This is a genomic window from Aeromicrobium sp. SORGH_AS_0981 (genome assembly GCF_031453195.1).
In the GTDB taxonomy this organism is placed as follows: domain Bacteria; phylum Actinomycetota; class Actinomycetes; order Propionibacteriales; family Nocardioidaceae; genus Aeromicrobium.
The window spans coordinates 3,128,954-3,146,784 of the sequence record NZ_JAVIZD010000001.1; the positions used below are offsets into that span (position 1 = coordinate 3,128,954).

18 protein-coding genes are annotated in these 17,831 nt (G+C 74.4%); 3 read left to right on the forward strand and 15 right to left on the reverse strand.

Features of this window, described 5'->3' with window-relative positions; all coding sequences use genetic code 11:
- Positions 1–28: 28 nt before the first annotated feature.
- Both QE370_RS15470 and cimA read right to left on the reverse strand, forming a co-directional pair.
- Positions 29–790 carry a hypothetical protein gene (locus tag QE370_RS15470; protein WP_253024802.1) on the reverse strand — a complete coding sequence of 254 codons (762 nt, stop codon included), beginning with the start codon at positions 788–790 and terminating at the stop codon, positions 29–31.
- Positions 787–2,364: a citramalate synthase gene (gene cimA / locus QE370_RS15475; protein WP_309634894.1), complete on the reverse strand. Its 1,578-nt coding sequence runs from the start codon at positions 2,362–2,364 to the stop codon at positions 787–789. Before cimA ends, QE370_RS15470 begins: the two co-directional genes overlap by 4 nt.
- Positions 2,365–2,405: 41 nt before the next feature.
- Here cimA and QE370_RS15480 point away from each other — a divergent pair, with 41 nt between their 5' ends.
- Positions 2,406–3,104 carry a hypothetical protein gene (locus tag QE370_RS15480; RefSeq protein ID WP_309634895.1) on the forward strand — a complete coding sequence of 233 codons (699 nt, stop codon included), beginning with the start codon at positions 2,406–2,408 and terminating at the stop codon, positions 3,102–3,104.
- Here QE370_RS15480 and QE370_RS15485 read toward each other — a convergent pair.
- The 11 genes from QE370_RS15485 to QE370_RS15535 form a co-directional block, all read right to left on the reverse strand.
- On the reverse strand, positions 3,035–4,546 hold the full coding sequence (locus QE370_RS15485) for an aspartate ammonia-lyase (protein WP_309634896.1): 1,512 nt from the start codon (positions 4,544–4,546) through the stop codon (positions 3,035–3,037). The two genes, QE370_RS15480 and QE370_RS15485, sit on opposite strands and share 70 nt — an antisense overlap.
- A 138-nt stretch (positions 4,547–4,684) precedes the next feature.
- Positions 4,685–5,908 carry an MFS transporter gene (locus QE370_RS15490; RefSeq protein WP_309634897.1) on the reverse strand — a complete coding sequence of 408 codons (1,224 nt, stop codon included), beginning with the start codon at positions 5,906–5,908 and terminating at the stop codon, positions 4,685–4,687.
- Positions 5,905–6,468, reverse strand: coding sequence for an alpha/beta hydrolase (locus tag QE370_RS15495; protein ID WP_253024809.1), 564 nt, complete (start codon positions 6,466–6,468; stop codon positions 5,905–5,907). The genes QE370_RS15490 and QE370_RS15495 overlap by 4 nt, the downstream gene beginning before the upstream one ends.
- A 9-nt stretch (positions 6,469–6,477) precedes the next feature.
- Entirely contained in the window at positions 6,478–8,721 is a 2,244-nt protein-coding gene (locus QE370_RS15500) for an acyltransferase family protein (RefSeq protein ID WP_309634898.1), read from the reverse strand.
- Complete coding sequence (locus QE370_RS15505; protein ID WP_309634899.1) at positions 8,718–9,623, reverse strand: hypothetical protein; 906 nt, start codon at positions 9,621–9,623, stop codon at positions 8,718–8,720. The genes QE370_RS15500 and QE370_RS15505 overlap by 4 nt, the downstream gene beginning before the upstream one ends.
- A complete protein-coding gene (locus QE370_RS15510) occupies positions 9,620–10,816 on the reverse strand; it encodes an alcohol dehydrogenase catalytic domain-containing protein (RefSeq protein WP_309634900.1) in 1,197 nt (398 codons plus the stop codon). Before QE370_RS15510 ends, QE370_RS15505 begins: the two co-directional genes overlap by 4 nt.
- Complete coding sequence (locus QE370_RS15515; protein WP_309634901.1) at positions 10,813–10,950, reverse strand: hypothetical protein; 138 nt, start codon at positions 10,948–10,950, stop codon at positions 10,813–10,815. The genes QE370_RS15510 and QE370_RS15515 overlap by 4 nt, the downstream gene beginning before the upstream one ends.
- Before the next feature lie 10 nt (positions 10,951–10,960).
- Entirely contained in the window at positions 10,961–11,830 is an 870-nt protein-coding gene (locus QE370_RS15520) for a hypothetical protein (protein WP_309634902.1), read from the reverse strand.
- Positions 11,827–12,471 carry an HAD-IA family hydrolase gene (locus QE370_RS15525; RefSeq protein WP_309634903.1) on the reverse strand — a complete coding sequence of 215 codons (645 nt, stop codon included), beginning with the start codon at positions 12,469–12,471 and terminating at the stop codon, positions 11,827–11,829. The genes QE370_RS15520 and QE370_RS15525 overlap by 4 nt, the downstream gene beginning before the upstream one ends.
- On the reverse strand, positions 12,468–13,208 hold the full coding sequence (locus QE370_RS15530) for an SDR family NAD(P)-dependent oxidoreductase (RefSeq protein ID WP_309634904.1): 741 nt from the start codon (positions 13,206–13,208) through the stop codon (positions 12,468–12,470). The genes QE370_RS15525 and QE370_RS15530 overlap by 4 nt, the downstream gene beginning before the upstream one ends.
- Positions 13,205–14,491: a sedoheptulose 7-phosphate cyclase gene (locus QE370_RS15535; RefSeq protein ID WP_253026124.1), complete on the reverse strand. Its 1,287-nt coding sequence runs from the start codon at positions 14,489–14,491 to the stop codon at positions 13,205–13,207. Before QE370_RS15535 ends, QE370_RS15530 begins: the two co-directional genes overlap by 4 nt.
- 307 nt (positions 14,492–14,798) lie before the next feature.
- Here QE370_RS15535 and QE370_RS15540 point away from each other — a divergent pair, with 307 nt between their 5' ends.
- Positions 14,799–15,227 carry a hypothetical protein gene (locus QE370_RS15540; protein WP_309634905.1) on the forward strand — a complete coding sequence of 143 codons (429 nt, stop codon included), beginning with the start codon at positions 14,799–14,801 and terminating at the stop codon, positions 15,225–15,227.
- Positions 15,224–16,132: a zinc-binding dehydrogenase gene (locus QE370_RS15545; RefSeq protein WP_309634906.1), complete on the forward strand. Its 909-nt coding sequence runs from the start codon at positions 15,224–15,226 to the stop codon at positions 16,130–16,132. The genes QE370_RS15540 and QE370_RS15545 overlap by 4 nt, the downstream gene beginning before the upstream one ends.
- A 9-nt stretch (positions 16,133–16,141) precedes the next feature.
- Here the strand turns inward: QE370_RS15545 and QE370_RS15550 are convergent, their stop codons facing one another.
- Together QE370_RS15550 and QE370_RS15555 are read right to left on the reverse strand one after the other, a co-directional pair.
- Positions 16,142–17,266: an MAB_1171c family putative transporter gene (locus QE370_RS15550; RefSeq protein ID WP_253026138.1), complete on the reverse strand. Its 1,125-nt coding sequence runs from the start codon at positions 17,264–17,266 to the stop codon at positions 16,142–16,144.
- Complete coding sequence (locus tag QE370_RS15555; RefSeq protein ID WP_253026140.1) at positions 17,248–17,757, reverse strand: hypothetical protein; 510 nt, start codon at positions 17,755–17,757, stop codon at positions 17,248–17,250. The genes QE370_RS15550 and QE370_RS15555 overlap by 19 nt, the downstream gene beginning before the upstream one ends.
- Positions 17,758–17,831: the final 74 nt, after the last annotated feature.

Sequence of the window (17,831 nt, forward strand, 5' to 3'; positions counted from 1 at the left end):
CCAGCGCACCCGCGTCAGCGGACCAGGATCAGCGTGCGACCCCGTCGCCGGCCAGCACGTTGTCGAGCGCCTCGCGCAGGTCGGCGCGGGTGCGCTCCTCGTACTGCGTCACCGCCGTGCGCGCGGCGGTGTACTCCTCGGCGTACTGGAAGCTGCCGCTCTGGCCGGCGTCGAGTCGCGCCGCCAGTGCCTCGGCCTCGGTGATCACGTGGGTGAGGGCGCGCCGCACCGCGTCGCGCACCGCGGCGGCGTCGCGGGGTGCCTCGACGGACTCGAAGCTCGCCAGGGCGGTGCGCATGGGTGGCAGCAGCTGGGCCCGCAGGGGCGCGCCGCTCGTGACGAAGGTGCCGGGCGCGAGCGCGTTCGGGTCGACCTCGAGCGCCCGACGCGCCGCGGCCAGGTAGCGCTGCGCGGCCCGGGTGTCGACGACGACGTCGTCGAGACGGTCCATGGCCTCGGTGACCACGGACTGCTCCTGTCGGGCGGCGCCGTAGTCCGGGGAGGCTGCCGCACCGCGCTGCGACGTCGCGCCGAGCGTCGGCACGTCGTCGCGGTGCCGTGCCAGCACCCGGGCCACGGCGTCGGGGTCGGTCGCGTCGGCGGCCTCGAGCTCGCGCACGACCACCTCGCGGTAGTGCGAGAGGCGTTCTTCGTAGCGCAGCGCCACGGCGTCGGCGCGGTCGACGTCGACCTGTCGCGCGCGGGCGTCGACGACCAGCGCCGCGCCGAGCCCGAGGCCCAGGAGCAGGGTGGGCGCGAGGACCAGCGCCAGGAGTCGACGTCGGGTCACGCGGTGCCGACCGGGACCCCGTGCCGCCGTAGCCCGTAGGTGAGGGCGTCGACGAGCGCCTCCCACGAGGCCTCGATGATGTTCGCGCCCACCCCGACCGTGACCCACGCGTCCTGGCCGTCGGAGGTCTCGATCAGGACCCGCGTGACGGCGTCGGTGCCGTGGCCCTGGTCGAGGATGCGCACCCGGAAGTCGATGAGGTGGAACCGCGCCACGTCGGGGTACAGCTGCTCGATCGCCTGGCGGAGGGCGTGGTCGAGGGCGTTGACGGGGCCGTTGCCCTCGCCGATGACCGCGAGCCGCTGACCGGCGGCGCGCAACTTGACGGTCGCCTCCGTGCCGCGCGAGGACTCGGCCAGCACGCGCCACGACTCGACGTCGAAGTACGAGGGTCGGGCACCCTCCATCTCCTCGGCGAGCAGCAGCTCGAACGACGCGTCGGCCGCCTCGAAGGTGTAGCCCTGCTGCTCCATGGCCTTCACGCGCTCGGTGATCCGCCCGAGCCGCTCGGCGTCGCCCGCCACGTCGTAGCCGAGCTCGCGCCCCTTCAGCTCGATGGTGGCGCGACCGGCCATCTCCGAGACGAGCAGGCGCATGTCGTTGCCCACGAGCGCGGGGTCGATGTGCTGGTACAGGTCGGGGTCGACGCGGATCGCGCTGGCGTGCAGACCTGCCTTGTGCGCGAACGACGAGACGCCGGTGTACGGCTGGCGCGCCGAGGGCGGGTAGTTGGTGATCTCCGAGACGGCGTGCGCGATCCGCGTGGCCTCCGCCAGCGCACCCGCCGGCAGCACCTGCATCCCGAGCTTGAGCTCGAGGTTGGCGACGGAGGTGACGAGGTCGGCGTTGCCCGTGCGCTCGCCGTAGCCGTTGAGGCAGCCCTGCAGGTGCGTGGCCCCGGCGCGGACGGCGGCCATCGAGTTCGCGACGGCGCAGCCCGTGTCGTTGTGCGCGTGGATGCCCAGCCGGGCCCCGACGGACAGCGTGTCGGCCACGACCTCCTCGACCTGGTGCGGCAGCATGCCGCCGTTGGTGTCGCACAGGACGACGACGTCGGCACCCGCCTCGGCGGCGGTCCGCACGACCTCCAGCGCGTACGCGCGGTTCGCGACGTAGCCGTCGAAGAAGTGCTCGCAGTCGACGAAGACCCGCTGCCCCTCCGCCCGCAGGTGCTCGACGGTGTCGCGCACCATCGCGAGGTTCTCCTCGAGCGTGGTGCGCAGGGCGAGCTCGACGTGCCGGTCGTGGCTCTTCGCGACGAGCGTGACCACGGGCGCGCCGGACTCGCGCAGCGCCGCCACGAGCGGGTCGTCGGCGGCCCGCAGCCCGGCTCGACGGGTCGCCCCGAAGGCGGCCAGGGTCGCGTTGCGGAGCTCGAGCTCCTTGGCGGCCAGCGCGAAGAACTCGGTGTCCTTCGGGTTCGATCCCGGCCAGCCGCCCTCGATGAACCCGACGCCGAGGTCGTCGAGGTGGCGCGCCACGTGCAGCTTGTCCTGCACGGAGAGGTTGAGTCCCTCCTGCTGGGCACCGTCGCGCATCGTGGTGTCGTAGACGTGGAAGGCGTCGCTGGTCACGCGCGCCAGTCTACGCAGCGGCCCGCCTAGGATGGGCCCACATGAGCACCCGACCCGTCCCGGTCCCCGCCACATGCGAGTCGCTGTACGCCGTGATGACGGCCGAGCCCCTCGACCACGAGGACCACGTGCCGCTGCCGCACGCCGCGCTCCTGCGCGCGCACGGCACGTCGCCGCAGGGCCTGGAGCGCCTGGAGGCCCGGCCCCACCAGCTGGTGCTGCAGAGCCAGGCTCCCGTGGCCGAGGCGGCCGCGGCGGCACGCGACACCCGCGTGCAGGCGCTGGAGCTGGCCGCGCTCCACGACGGGGTCGTCCTCGAGCTGCTCACCCCCCGGGTGCTGGAGCTGACGAGCGAGGACGTCTCGCTCGCGCACGCCGCCCAGTGGTACGTGCTCGACCACGCGGCGCTGCTCGACGGCGACCTGGTGACCGACGGGCTCGCCCAGTTCGGCCTCCCCGACGTGCGGGTACGGGCTGTCGGGTCCGACGACGTCGTGCGGGCCATGAGCAGCGCCGTGCTCGCCGGCGTCGTGCACCGCCTGATCGCGGAGTGGCCCGAGCACGACCCCGTCGGCGAGGCCACCGTGACCCTGCGCGACATCGCCTACGGTCTCGGCGACGCGCAGGCCTCCGTCACCCCGCACGACCGCGGGGTGCGGATCTCGATCGACTACGTCGCCGACGACCACGTGCTGGCGGTCGAGCTGCTCGACGACCCCGCGACGACGCTGTTCGCCTGAGGCTCGGCCGCGGGGCGCGGCGTCAGGTTCGCGAGCACCTCGGGCTGCAGGATCGCGCGCAGCTGCTCGGGCGGCAGCAGCTGCTTCTCGAGCACGAGCTCGGCCACCCCGCGTCCGGTCGCCAGGGCCTCCATCGCGACCTCGGTCGCCGCCGTGTAGCCGATGAACGGGTTGAGTGCGGTGACCAGACCGATCGAGTTCTCGACCTCCTGGCGCAGCAGCGCCTCGTTGGCGGTGATGCCGTCGACGCAGCGGCGCGCGAGCACGAGCATCGCCTCGCGCAGCCGGTAGAGGCCGGCGGACAACGAGTAGCAGATGACCGGCTCGAAGGCGTTGAGCTGCAGCTGACCGCCCTCGGCGGCCATCGTGACCGTGACGTCCATGCCGATCACCTGGAACGCGACCTGGTTGACCACCTCCGGGATGACCGGGTTGACCTTGCCGGGCATGATGCTCGACCCGGCCTGCACCGCGGGCAGGTTGATCTCGTTCAGGCCCGCGCGTGGGCCCGACGACAGCAGACGCAGGTCGTTGCAGATCTTGCTGGTCTTGGTCGCGACCCGCTTGAGCGTGCCCGAGAGCTGCACGAAGGCGCCGCAGTCCTGCGTGGCCTCGATGAGGTCGACGGCGCTGACCAGCGGCAGCCCGGTGAGCCGGGCCAGGTGCTGCGCCGCGGCGGGGACGTAGCCGGCCGGTGCGTTCAGCTGCGTGCCGATGGCGGTCGCGCCGAGGTTGATCTCGTGCAGCATCGCGACGGCCTCGGTCAGCCTGCTGTGGTCCTCCCCCAGCATGACGGCGTACGTGCCGAACTCCTGCCCGAGCGTCATGGGGACGGCGTCCTGCAGCTGCGTGCGACCCATCTTGAGGACGTCGCGGAACTCCTCGGCCTTGCGCGCGAACGAGTCCTGCAGCACCTCCATCGCCTCGAGGAGTGCGTGGGTCGCCAGGATGACCGCGATCTTGACCGCCGTCGGGTAGACGTCGTTGGTCGACTGGCTGAGGTTGACGTGCTCGTTCGGGTGCAGGAAGCCGTAGTCGCCGCGGGGGCGGCCGAGGATCTCCAGGGCCCGGTTGGCGATCACCTCGTTGGCGTTCATGTTCGTCGACGTGCCCGCCCCGCCCTGCATGACGTCGACGACGAACTCGCTGCGCAGGGCACCGGCCCGGATCTCCTCGCAGGCCTGCTCGATGGCTCGGAACCGCTGCGTGTCGAGCAGCCCGAGCTCGTGGTTCGTGGTCGCCGCCGCCTGCTTGACCGCGGCGAGCGCCTCCACCAGGAAGGGGCTCTGCCCGATCGGGATGCCGGTGATCGGGAAGTTCTCGGTGGCCCGCAGCGTGTGGACCCCCCAGTACGCGTCGGCCGGGACGTCGCGGTCGCCGATGAGGTCGTGCTCGCGTCGCGTCGCGGTGGTCGGTCCGGGGGTGCCGGTCGAGGGGGTCATGGCGTCCTTCCGTCACGCGCGGGCCGGTGGTGGGGCCCGTCGTCGTTCCTGGGTGGGGTGGTCGGCGCGCGGGATCACCGGGCACGTGACCGTGGTCACAGCTATCTCACCACATCGCGGCGTGCCGGTGAGGCGCGGTCAGGCGCGCGTCCCGACGGTGCTCCTGGCGGCGTACACGTCGCGTCGCAGGAGCGTCAGGACGAGGGCGACGGCGCACGCCACCGCCGACACGACCGGCAGCACCCCGACGTCGATCCCGACGAGCAGCGCACCGAGTCCCGACCCGGTGGCGATCCCCACCTGGAAGCACGTCACGTAGACCGCCGACGCGGTGTCGACGTGCTCGCCGGCGAGGCGCATCACGCCGGCCTGGTAGCAGGGGCCGATGGCGGCGAAGGCCGCTCCCCAGACCGCCACCGACGCGAAGAGCACGAGCCCCACCAGCAGCGACGAGTCCGCACCACCGAGCGACAGCGCGGCGGCCAGGCCCGCGGTCCCGACCAGCATGGCGGCGACCGCGGTGACGGTGCTCCCCACCGGCCGGGCGTCGAGCACCCGGCCGACCACGAGGGTCGCCACCGCCCCGGCCACGCCGAAGCCGGCGAGCAGGAGGGGCACGTCGACCCCGTCCAGCGCCCGGCGGGCGATCGGCGCGACGTAGGTGAAGGACGTGAAGTGGGCCGACACCACCACCACGGCCAGCGCGTAGAGGACCAGCAACGATCCGGCGGCCGGCCCGAGCAGCCGGTGCAGCCCGTCCCCGCGACCCGCCGAGTCCAGCAGGTGCGCTCCCTCGGACGACTGCGGCGTCGACGGCTCCGCCGGCAGGGTCACAACGAGCCCCACGAGCGTCAGCGCCACCAGGGCGGCGAGCCCGCCGGCCGCGACGCGCCAGTCCGTCGCCTCCCCCACGAAGGTGGCCAGCGGCGACCCGACCACCGACGCCGCCGTCGCGCCGCCGAACACCGCGGCCGTCGCCATGCCCGCACGCTCGCGCGGCACGAGCGAGGCCGCCGCCGGGGCCACGAGCGACCAGAGGATGCCGTGGGTCAGCGCCGCGAGCACCCGACTCAGCACCATCGCCGGGTAGCTCGTCGCGACGGTCGCCACGACCGCGGCGACGAGGAGCACGGCCAGGGCGCCCTGGACCGCCCGGGCACGTGGCCACCTCGCCACCAGACGGACACCCGGGATGGTGCAGAGCCCCGCCACGACTGCGTACCCGCTGACGAGCAGCCCGACCCGCCCCTGGGAGACGTCGAGGTCCTCCGCGATGTCGCCGATCAGGCCCACGGGGAGCAGCTCGAAGGTGACGTAGACGAACGTCGCCACGCCGAGCAGGCCGAGCCGCAGCGCGGTCACCGCGTGAGGTCCTCGACGGCCTCCAGGACCTCGGCCAGCTCCGTGAAGCCCTCGTCGGCGAGGAAGTGACCGCCGCCCGGGACCTCGCGGGTGCGCGCGCCGAGCTGCGCGGCCAACGCCTTCGACGCCGCCGGCGGCACGATCGAGTCGTCGTCGGAGTAGATGCCGACGCGCGCGTCGATCGCCCCGGACACCCGCTCCAGGTCCGCGGGGTCGAGCGGCTCGGCGAGGTAGTCGTCGAGCTCCGGAACGGCGGCGATGGGTCCCTGGAACCCGGAGACGGCGACGAGGCCCCGCAGGCGCCATGGCGCAGGGCGGGCGGCGAGCCAGCGCAGCACCGTGACCGTGCCGAGGCTGTGCGTCACGACCAGGGTGTCCTCGTCGACGTCGCCGACGTGCTCGTCGAGCGTGCGCTCCCACGCGTCGCGGGACGGGTTCGTGGAGTCGGGCATCGGCACCACCTCCACGACGTGGCCCTCCGCGCGCAGCTTCTCGGCGAGCCAGGGGAACCAGTGGTCGTGCGGGGCGGCGGAGTAGCCGTGGACGACGTAGATCTTCATGGGTCCTCCTCAGGACGGTTCGGTGGTGGGGTGGGACAGGAAGTCGAGCAGCACCTTCGGACGCACCCGCAGGGGGTCGGCCAGGCGCTCGTAGGCGGACCGGACGTCCTCGAGCGGGACCACGCGGTCGACCATCGCGTCGAGGTCGACGTGCCCGGCGACCACGAGGTCGACCAGCTCCTCCCAGTGCCCGACGCCGGAGAGGACGCCGACGACGCTCAGGTCGCGGACGACGAGGTCGGCCACGGGGACGCCGTCGACCGCGTGGTGCGGGGTGCCGAGCTGGGCCACCCGGCCACCCGAGGCGGCCAGACCGATGGCCGACACCAGGCCCACGGTGGACCCGGAGGCCTCGACGACGACGTCGAAGGACTCGCCGTGCGTCGCGCCGGGGCGCTCGACGGCGACGAGCCCGAGGCTCGCCGCGAGGTCGCGCGCCTCCTTCCTCGGCTCGACGACCAGGACGTCGGCTCCCCGGGCGCGGGCGGCCTGCGCGGCCACGAGGCCCAACGTGCCGGCACCGACGACGGCCACGCGGTCCCCCGCGCTGACGTCGACCCGGTGCATCGCGTGGACGGCGGCCGACGCCGGTTCCAGCAGCGCGGCCGACGTGTCCGACAACGCGTCCGGCACGGCCACCACGGTCGAGACCGGCACGACGACGAGGTCCGCCGCGGCCCCGGGGCCGTCACCGAGCACGCCGATCTCGCGACGGTCGGGGCAGTGGGTGATCCGTCGTGCGGCGCAGTGCTCGCACCGCCCGCACGCCCGGATGTTGTGCCCGGCGACGCGACGTCCGACCCAGGTGTCCTCCACCCCCGCTCCGACGGCCACGACCTCGCCCGTCCACTCGTGCCCCGGCACGAAGGGGTAGGCGGCGAGACCGTCGTGCAGGTAGGAGCTGCTGCCGTCGTAGAAGCCCAGGTCCGTGCCGCACAGACCGAGCAGGCGCACCCGCACCAGCAGGTCCCCCGGCCCCGGGACCGGGGCGGGCCGCTCCACGACCGCCACCTCGCGCGGTCCCGGCAGCAGGACGCTGCGGACGGACGTGGGTCCGATCGGCTCCGTCGACGTCCTCGCGGCCCGCGGCTCGACCCTGCGGCGAGGTCGCAGGCCGCGCACGGTGCGTCCGCCGTAGGCGCGGACCAGGGGCATCTCGACCCAGCGGTAGAGCGCCCCCGCGCCCAGGACCGTGAGCACGACGGCACCGAGCAGGTACGCCACCGCCGCCGGGACGGAGTCGGTCGGGCCGTGCAGGACGTGCGTGTCGAGCGCGTCGAGCACGATGAAGTGCAGCAGGTAGAAGGCGAAGGAGATCTCGCCGAGCCAGCGCAGCGGCCCGGCACGCCACACCGACGGCCGACCGGCCAGGTCGCGCTGGGCGGCCGCGGCGATCACGAGCGCGCACGGCACGACCAGCACGGCGCGCTGCGCGAGCAGGACCGGCGCGGACAGCGCGAGCACGTAGGCCCCGGCCAGGGCGGCGAAGGACCAGCGCAGGGACAGCCGAGGGAGCGCGTCGGCGCGCACGAGCACCGCGAGCGCCATGCCCACGCCGAAGTCGGGGAGCCGGGTCAGGGGCAGCACGTAGGCGAACCAGTACTGCAGGCCCGAGACGTCGGGCTCGTTCGAGAGCCGCTGGCTCCCCTCGGGCAGGAGGGTCGCGAGGAGCGGCACGGCCACCACGGCGAGCACCGACACGACGAGCACGGTCGCGGCGCGTCGGGTCCCCCGGCCGACCACCAGGCCCACGAGGAGGGGGAAGGTCAGGTAGAAGAACGCCTCCGTCGCGAGCGACCAGCCCGGCGCCAGCACGGAGAAGTTGAGCGGGTAGTCGGGGGGCCAGACCTGCGTCATGGTCAGGTAGGCGGCGAGGTCGCGCCACGGCACCGACCCGGCGTGCATCACCAGCACGGCGAGCAGCGCGGTGATGTAGTACAACGGCAGGATCTTGACGAACCGTCGGCGGTAGAAGGACGCCGGGCGGTCACCGGCGCTCGCCGACCAGGTCAGGACGAACCCGCTCAGCAGGAAGAAGAAGGTCACGCCGAGGCCGCCGGCCTGGGAGAGCCAGTGGTAGTAGCCCTGCTGGACCCCGGGGTCGGCGAAGAGCGGCAGCTCGGGGAGCGCGCTGTGGAACAGGAGCACCGCGAGCGCCGCGGGGAAGCGCAGTCCCGTCAGCGAGTCCAGACGGACCCCTGGGCGCGGACGCTGCTGGGCGGCTCGCTCGTCGAGCAGGGCGGTGGCGGTCATCGGGACGCTCCTTCGGTCGGGCGGGTGCGCGGGAGGGTCGAGCGGTGGTGGTCCAGGGATCGGGCGACGGGGGCACCCAGGTCGGGGCCGCGGGGGCCTGGGCCGTGGGGATCTGGGCCGCGGGGGTCTGCGCCACCGGGGTCTGGGGCCGGCCAGCGCGCGGTGTCGCGTCCGCGGGCGGCTGCGACGTCGGCGGCCAGCAGGTCGGCCCGGCCGCGGTAGTCGTTCTCGAGCAGCACGTGCCCGCCGACCTGCGCGAGGATCGTGCGGGTCCGGGTGGCGACGTCGCCGGGCTCGACGCCGGCCGGCACCTTGACGTGGATCGCGGGCGCCAGCACCCCGTGGTCGCGACAGGTGGCCACGAAGGTGGCCGGGTCGTGACCGGCGTCGACCAGGTTGCCCGTGTCGGCGACCACGCGGACGGTCGGCGCCCCCGCGGACGACACCAGGGCGACGGCGTCGTCGGCGCCGAGCGTCGACTCGGTCAGCACGAGCAGGTCGGGCCCGCCCTCGTCCGCGCAGCGCGCCAGGACCTGTGCCGTCGCGGTGAACGACGCGGCATCGATGATCGCGCTCGCCCGGAAGCTCGGGACGTGGACGGCCGGGACACCGTGCCGGCGGGCGAGCCCGATGGTCGCGAGCAGCAGGTCGAGGCACTCCGACGACGGACGTCCGTCGCGGTGCAGGCCGAGGTCGTTGGCGCGGTTCACCGCGAGGGCGTCGACCACCGCACCCCGACGGCGCAGCTCCGTGAGCACGGCGTCGTCGAGGGTCGGGCCGCGACCGGGTCCGCCGACGTCGAGCTGGACGCGACGGGTCCCCGCGGCCAACGCGCCGGCCACGGCGTCGCGGTGCTCGGGCGCGATGCGCCACTGGGCCACGGCCACGTCGCCCGCGCTCATCGCGAGATCCTGACGGCGAGCTTGAGGACGGGACGCCCGTCGACGCGGCGTTCGCCGTCGACGATGGCGCGGATCGCACGCGCGGCGTCGTCGAGCGTCACGTGGTGCGTCACCAGGTCGGACCACGCCGTCGGGTCGCCGGAGACGACATGGGCCGCCCGCTGGAGGGTGGCGGGGGCGACGCCGCGGTGGCCGACGAACGTCACCGGCGCCGCTCCTCGGCGCGTGACGGTGCGGGCGACCGGCTCGGCGGGTCGGCCGGCACGGTTCTGCGACCGCAGCGCGGCGAGGTCGACGGCGTCCTCGACGCCGTGCCAGCGCACCGGACCGGCGGGCAGACCGGCGTGCAGGTCGATCGTCAACGAGGCACGGCAGAGCCCGACGAGGGCGGCGACCGCCCCGAGCGACGCCGTGCGTGGCGTGGCGACGACGGCGGTGACGGGTCCGGTGAGCCCGACGAGGACCTCGGTGAGGTCGCGGTCGTCCGCCGGGAGCGCGAGCGTGCCCGGCTCCGGCAGCAGCGGCGGCTCACCGGGACGGTGCACCTGCAGCACCCGCAGGCCGGGGTGCCGGTGCCGCCACCAGCGCACGGCGAGCCGACCGATCACCCCGCCGCCCCAGACGACGAGCGTCGACGGTGTGCCGACGGACGCGTCGGTCGCGGCGGTCGCGACGCGGTGTCCCTCCAGGACCGAGGACAACGGCTCGGCGAGGGCGGCCACGACCGCCGCGTCGTGGTCGGGACCGGCCGGCGTGGCGGGCCCGGGGTCGGGTGCTCGCACCACCAGCCCGTCGCGCACGGCCGAGGCCGGGACGAGCACCCGCTCCGCCCAGAGGCCTGCGACGTTGTGGCCGAGCAGGAACGTGTCGTCGCCCGGGTGCGTCGGGTCGACGAGGACGCGCTCCCCGACGCGCGGCGTCGCGGCGTCGGACGTCGGTCCGACGGCGACGACGCGAGCGACCCCTTCGTGCCCGAGCACCGCGGCCGGGTCGGCACGCAGCCCCCGCAGGATCTGCAGGTCGGTGCCGCACACCCCGGCGACCTCCGGGGCCAGGAGCAGCTCGCCCGGTCCCGGCGTGGGTGTCGGGACGCTGCGCAGCTGCAGGCCCCCGGGCGTGCGGACGAGGGCGCGGTGGTGCCCGACGCTCACCAGCGCGCTGGGGCGTCCCGACGTGAGGGCTCCCTGAGTCATCGGACCGCCTCCGCCGCCCCGGCCACGGCTGCGGCCGCACCGGCCAGGAGGTCGACCTCGCCGGGTGCGCAGCACCGCAGGTGCTCGTCGAGCCAGGCGTCGTCGCGCGGACGGTCCGCGTACGACGCGGGCACGGTCAGGAGCTCACGGAGCGTGCGCTCGTACGCGGCGCCGAGCCCCTCGACCACGCCACCGCCGACCGCCAGCAGGTCGAGGTGCGGGTCGAGGGCCCCACAGGGTCCGGACGAGGGCCGCGACGGGGGCCACGGCGGAGCGGAGGACCCCCTGGGCCCAGCCCTCCCCCGCACCGAGGCCCGCGCGCAGCCTGGCGACCGGGTCCGACGTGGCACCCGCACGCTGCACGACCAGCCGGGCGATGCCCGGGCCGGAGGAGATCGCGGCGAGGTGGGCCGCTCCCCCGCACTCGCAGCGCAGGCGCAGCAGGTCGGCGTCCTCGGCGTCGACCTGGGCCACGAGGTGGCCGACCTCGCCCTGCAGCCCGCGCTCGTCGACCTCGATCCGTGCGCGCGGGACGTCGAGGCACCGGTAGGCGATGCCGCTGCTGACGGTCAGGTAGCCGACGTGCCGCGCCCCGACGGGCGCGTGACGCACGGCCAGGTCGGTCACGGCGGCCGTGACGTCGTTGACGAGGTGCCACCCGACATCGGGACGGCGTCGGGCGAGTGCGGCGCCCAGGTCGACGGGGTCGGCGGCCGCCCCCCACAGCGGCGCCGAGCCGTGCACGATCCCGGTGCGCTCGTCGAGGGCGGCACCGAGCGAGACCGCCACGCACGCACCCGGCGGTGCGAGGCCGGCGAGCAGCGCGACGAGGTCGTCGCGCAGCACCGCGACGGGCACCCCCGGGCACCGCAGGACGCTCGGCGTCGGGACCCGCTCGGTGGGTGCGCCGTCCTCCAGGGGCCGGCTCCTCGTCCAGGTGCCGCCCACGTCGACCGCGAAGGTCGCGGTCGGACGCGCGTCCGTCACGCGGAGGCGCGTGTCGAGCGCCGTCACGACCGGACCCCCGTGGTCGTGGCGACGCCGGGGACGTCGGGTCCGCGCAGGTCGAGGACGCGCTGCAGGGCCCCGTCGTGCGACGACAACGTGCCGACCACGACCGTGCGGGCTCCGCTCGCGACTGCGGCCCGGACCCCCGCCTCCGAGTCCTCGAAGGCGACGCACGCGTCGACGGGGACGCCGAGGAGCCGAGCAGCCAGCAGGTAGCCCTCCGGGTCGGGCTTGGGCCGTGCCACGTCGTCGGCCGTCACGAGGACGGCAGGACGCGGGACGCCGGCGGCATCCAGGCGCCGCTCGGCGAGACGTCGTCCGGCGGAGGTGACGACGGCCCACCGGTCCTCGGGCAGCCCGGCGACGAGGGCCGCCGCGCCCGGGACCTCGACGATGCCGTCGACGGTCTCCTCCTCCAGGGCGGCCAGCCGGGTCGCCTCGTCGGCAGCCACGTCGGCGTCCTCGAGGAAGTGGGCGGTCGTGCTGGCCGTCGGACGACCGTGCGCGTAGGCCAGCACCTCCTCCACGTCGAGGCCGTGCCGCCGGCTGAAGTCGGCCCAGGTCCGCTCGACCACCGACGTGGAGTCCACGAGCGTGCCGTCCATGTCGAACAGGTACGCGTCCGCCTCCGCGTGCCGCACGCTCATGCCGACACCCCCGCCGGTCGGCTCTGCGACGTCGGCAGCGTGTCGCCGAGCGGGCGGAAGGCACCTCCGTGGTCGACCACGAGCACCTCGCCGGCCAGGTCGGCGGCACGTCGCTCCACGAGGTCTCGGGCGAGCGGGCCGAAGTCGTCGCCCGTCATGTAGTCGGCGTAGTCGAAGTCGTCCGGGCGGCGTGCCCGGATGCCGGGCGAGTCCACCATCTGCGCCGGCAGGGCCTGGACGACGCGCACGACGTCGGGGTCCTCCTCCTGCGCGAGCGACTCGACCAGACCACGGGCCGCGGCCTTCGTGGCCGCGTACCCGGCCCGCATCGGGCCCGCGTTGTAGACGACCTCCGAGGAGATGCTGAGCACGACCGAGGGCGCCGCACGGCGCAGGGCCGGCAGCAGGGTGTGCAGCGCCAGCCAGAGGCCGTGCACGTTGATGCGCCACTGCGCCTCCCAGTCGCGCTCGGTCGTCTCGGCGAGTGGGGCACGCCCGGCGGTGAAGTAGACGGCCGAGTAGCAGAGCAGGTCGATCTCGTCGGGCAGCGAGCGCAGGACGACGCGCGCGGCGTCGGGCTCGGCCAGGTCGACCTCGACGTGCTCCAGCAGCTCGGCTCCGGGGCCGACCGGACGGGACCGGTTGAGTGTCAGCACCCGGCAGCCGGCGGCGGCCCAGGCGTCGGCGACCCCGCGACCGACGCCCGTCGAGCCGCCGACGACCACGGCCGTCGTCATCGCGTCTCCCCGGCCGCGTGGTGGTGGCTGCGCGAGCGCAGGAGCTCGAGCGCCCTCTGCAGCTCGGCATCGGTGACGTCGTTGACGAAGCGGTGACCCCCGATCCCGACGGGGAGGGGGAGCCGTTGCTGCCCGTCGCGGTGGCGCACGGTGTCGCGCAGGGCGGTCGCCAGCAGTCCGGGCTCGCCCAGCACGTCGTCCCAGGTGGGCAGGCCGAGTCGCCGCATGACGGCCAGGACCCGCGCCGACTGCTCGATCGAGACGTAGCCGCGCAGCTCGCCGATCACGGTGGTCAGCGCCATGTCGACGGCGACGGCCTCGCCGTGGAGCAGGGAGGGCAGCGCGCGCATCTCGATGACGGGGCTGAAGGTGTGCCCGTAGTCGACGCACCGCTCGAGCGTGGACTCCCAGAGGTTGGGCTGCAGCTCCTCCAGCATCAGGTGGATCGACTCGGCCACGACCGTCGCGGCCGCCGCGTCCAGCTCGGGCGTGCTGCCGAGCAGCCGGTCCTCGAGCAGGTCGCGGCCCGAGCGCTCGAGCAGCTCGAACAGCTCCGCCGACTTCATCAGGGCGACCTTGAGCACCTCGGCGAGGCCGTTGGACACGTGCCGCGGGTCGAGGGTGCTGAGCCAGGTGCGGTCCAGGAACGTCGCCTTGGCCGCCGCGTAGGTGCCGACCCGGTTCTTGCCGGCCGCGTAGTTCACACCCGTCTTGACCCCGACACCGGCGTCCACGAGACCGATCAGCGTGGTCGGGATGCGCAGGTACGGCGTGCCGCGCCGGTACAGGCTGGCCGCGAAACCGACCACGTCGGTCAGCACGCCGCCGCCGACCGCGAGCACCGGCTCACGGCGCCGGTCGATCCCGAAGGCGTTCATGGCGTCGATCACCGCCGAGACGGAGTCCCACTGCTTGACCTCCTCGTCCGCGCGGAGGGCGACGATCGTCGCGGCGACGTCGTGGGCGTCGAACCAGGTGCGGATCCGGTCGCCGTGCAGGGCGTCGACCGCGCTGTCGACGACCACGAGTCGGCGCTCCCCCGCGGCCATGGGCGCGTCGGCGCAGCCGTCGAGCAGCGTCGTGTTGTCGACGTCGAACAGACCCTGGGACCGCACGACGTGGTAGCGGACCTGCTGCACCGCCTCGACCGTCCACGACGCGTCGGCTCCGAGCCGTGGCGTGCGGGTCGGGTCGGGGACGGCGGTCGAGGGCGACGGGAGGTCGCCCCGCGTGCGGTGGACGTGGTGGTGGAGCCCCTGGGTGAGGGCCGTGGCGCTGCGCATCGGTGCTCCTGCTCCGGCCCGCGGAGGGCCCGTCGTCGTGGCGTCGATGGTCGTGGTCGGTACCGCTCGCCGGATGTCGCCGTGCTGCTGGATGACACCGTGCTTCTCCGTGGCACCCTGCTGACCGATCACTTCATCGTCGTGTACGCCACTATAGTGGCACACAGCAGTTGTGGATGGCGAGTGTGATACTGTCAACACAGGAACGCCACTCCGTGTCGGTCCTCCACGGTGGTCCCGCCACCGCTGTCCCCGCCGCTGTCCTCGCAGCCGTTCCCCCGGCTGACCTCTCACCCCGGGAGTGACCATGTCGACCCTCGCCGAACGCCTGAACGCCTGGTTCGCCGACGCCGCCACGCGCGATCCCGTCGGCCGCATGCGCGAGCCCTCCACCGCCGAGGTCGCCCAGGCCATCAGCGAGAACCCCGAGCACGACGTCACCATCTCGCGCAGCTACCTCGCGGCGCTGCGCAGCGGCGCGCAGACCAACCCCACGGTCTCCGTCCTCTCCGCGCTCGTGCACTACTTCAAGCCGCGCGCGGCGTCGCTGCCCATCTCGATGGCCGCCCTCACCGGCGAGGAGGAGGACGACGCCGGCTGGGCGCAGGCGCTGGCGGACCGTCAGGTGCGCTCGATCGCCATGCGCGCCGGCGAGCTCACGCCGGAGGCACGCAGCCAGCTCCTCACCATCATGGACGCGCTCGACGCGTCGCGACGCGAGACCGGTCAGCCGTGAGGGCCGTGGGCTTCCACGCCCCCGGCGGCCCCGAGGTCGTCGAGGTGCTCGACGTCCCCGAGCCCGACCGGGACGACCTGCTGCTCGTCGAGGTCGCCGGCGCGGCGGTCAACCCGGTCGACCTCGCCACCCGCTCGGGCCAGATCCCGACGGAGGGCACCACGCTGCTGGGCTGGGACCTCGCCGGCACCGTGCTCCGCGCGCCGCACGGGTCGGGGTTCGCGGCCGGCGACCGCGTGGCCGCGATGACCGCACCCCTGGGCACCGGGATCGCCTCGATGGCCGAGCGTGTCGCGCTCGACCCCGCCTTCGCCGTCGCGGTGCCGGCGTCGCTCGACCTTTTGGTCGCCGCCGCGCTCCCGCTCGCCGGTGTGACCGCCGTCCAGACGCTGCGCCTCGCCGACCTGGGCGCGGAGGACCGCGTCCTGCTCGTGGGTGCCCAGGGCGGCGTCGGCTCCCACGTGGCTGGTCGGCTCCTCGCACGGCAGGGACCCACCGACCTCCTGGTCCGACCGGGCGACGCGGACGCGTGGGCGGTGCGCCTCGAGGAGTCCGAGGCCGCGGGCACCGTGCACACGAGCCCGGACGCGATCGGTCCCGGCACCTACGACGTCGTGATCGACACCGCGGGCGTCCCGACGCTGGTGGACGCAGTACGCGATGGCGGTCGCTTCGTGACCATCACGCCGTTCAGCGCCCCCACGCCCGAGGACCACCCCAGCGTCGACGTGCGGCTCACGAGCGTCGAGATCTCGCGCGAGGACCTCCAGGATGTCGTCGCCCGCGCGGCGAGCGGCGAGGGCGTGCTCCCCGACGTCGAGACTCTCCCGCTCGAGGCGGCCGGTCAGGCACACGCGCGACTCGAGGCAGGCGGCGTCCGCGGCAAGCTCGTGCTCGTGCCCTGACCCCCCGGGTCACCGGGCCAGGGCCGGCGCCCGGCTCCGCAGCGAGCGCAGGGCGCTCGAGAGACGCACGAGGGCATCGACGTCGTCCTCGTACCTCTCGTGCACGCCCCAGACCACCGGCTCCCCCACGGGAGCCCCTCGCAGGACGGCGTCGAGCGCCTGGGCAGCCTCGGCCGGTCCTGCCGAGTCCTCCGGCGCCCCTGGCACCAGCGCCCCCACGCGGACCAGCCCGTCACGGCACTCGACGTAGCGCCGGTAGGTCGCGAGGGCGTACCCCGTCGCGACCGCCGGGCCGCGGTAGGTGAGCCCGTCGAGGACGAGGTCGGGATGGATCTCGACCAGACGGGTCCAGAGCTCGCGCAACCCCCGGCACCGGCGACGGTGCCCGCGCACCTCCGCCAGCATCGCCAGCACGCTGCGCACGGCCGGGAGACTCATCCCGACGCACACCACGATCGTGGCGACGAGGGCGAACGCGAGGACGTCCTGGTCGTCGAAGAGCTCCTCGCCCGGTCGGGTCGCGACGACGTCGACCCACACGAGCCGGGCGACACAGCTCAGCGCGAGGCCGGCGAGACCGACGGCGATCGTCGCCAGGGCCGCGCGGAGGACGCCCACGGAGCGCCAGGTCTGCCGCCAGGCGAGCACGGCGCAGGCCGCGTAGCCGGCCAGGAGGTAGGTGTTGCCGACGTTGTAGAAGGCGCGAACGTGCTCGTCCTGCAGGGAGGACGCCGCGAGGGTGTGGTTGCGCAGCGACGGGTCGATGCCCGCCGTGACGAGGACCAGGCCGCCCACGCAGGCGAGGCACAGCAGGACCTCCCAGCGTCGCAGGGCACGCACCCCGACGAGCGGTCGCTCGCGCAGGAAGGCGATCATCAGGCACAACCCGACCAGGATCAGCACGTTGTAGGTGAGCTTGGTGGCACCCACGGTGGTCCGGGCGTCGACGGCCGCGATCACGGGCGGCCGCGACAGCAGGTTGCCCAGCCCGAGCAGGAGCATCGAGGTGAACAGGGTCAGCCGCATCGGGTCCCGGAAGCTCTGTCGCGCGAGCGCGGGCAACGTCCAGGCCGCGCCCACCAGCAGCGTCACGACGGCGACCCACCCGAGGTCGTTCACGTCCAGCCGTCCCACAGCACGAGGCTGCTCTGCACAGAACGCCCACCGACCTGCGCGACGTGGTCCAGGCGGCGCGTCATCGACAGCGCGCGGTGCATGATCGTCGAGGCGATGATCTCGGCGTCGCGCTCGTCACGCGCCGTGTACGAGGTCCTCAGCAGCGGTGGGGGCAGGGCCACCCCGTCGAGGTCCTGAGCCACGATGTGGCCGACCTCGTGCAGGATGATGTGGGCCTGGTGGGCGCGCGACGTGCGCGACTGGAAGACGATGACGTCCTCGTCGACGCGCGAGACGAGCATGCCCGAGGGCCCGGTCGGCTCCAGCTCCCACTCCAGGAGGGCGATGGGCGTCCCCCGGAGCTGGCCGAGCCGCTCGCACAGCAGCCCCACCTCGAGGGGCAGCGGGAGGTCGAGGCGGCGCAGGAGGCCCCGCAGGTGGCGACGCAGGCGGGCGTCGCGCAGCCGCGAGCGCACCGCGCGGAGCACACGTGTCGACTCGCCCTTCACCCTCGTCCCCCAGACGTCTCGTGGACGTTCCCCCGCCAGCGCAGGGATGTCGCGACTATAGGACCGGTCACGCG

Coding starts and splice junctions, on each gene's coding strand:
- QE370_RS15530 (WP_309634904.1), bottom strand. CDS start 13,208: ATGACGACGGCCGTGGTCGTCGGCGGCTCGACGGGCGTCGGTCGCGGG.
- QE370_RS15500 (WP_309634898.1), bottom strand. CDS start 8,721: ATGACCGCCACCGCCCTGCTCGACGAGCGAGCCGCCCAGCAGCGTCCG.
- QE370_RS15540 (WP_309634905.1), top strand. CDS start 14,799: ATGTCGACCCTCGCCGAACGCCTGAACGCCTGGTTCGCCGACGCCGCC.
- QE370_RS15495 (WP_253024809.1), bottom strand. CDS start 6,468: ATGAAGATCTACGTCGTCCACGGCTACTCCGCCGCCCCGCACGACCAC.
- QE370_RS15485 (WP_309634896.1), bottom strand. CDS start 4,546: ATGACCCCCTCGACCGGCACCCCCGGACCGACCACCGCGACGCGACGC.
- QE370_RS15525 (WP_309634903.1), bottom strand. CDS start 12,471: ATGAGCGTGCGGCACGCGGAGGCGGACGCGTACCTGTTCGACATGGAC.
- QE370_RS15480 (WP_309634895.1), top strand. CDS start 2,406: ATGAGCACCCGACCCGTCCCGGTCCCCGCCACATGCGAGTCGCTGTAC.
- QE370_RS15510 (WP_309634900.1), bottom strand. CDS start 10,816: ATGACTCAGGGAGCCCTCACGTCGGGACGCCCCAGCGCGCTGGTGAGC.
- QE370_RS15505 (WP_309634899.1), bottom strand. CDS start 9,623: ATGAGCGCGGGCGACGTGGCCGTGGCCCAGTGGCGCATCGCGCCCGAG.
- QE370_RS15535 (WP_253026124.1), bottom strand. CDS start 14,491: ATGCGCAGCGCCACGGCCCTCACCCAGGGGCTCCACCACCACGTCCAC.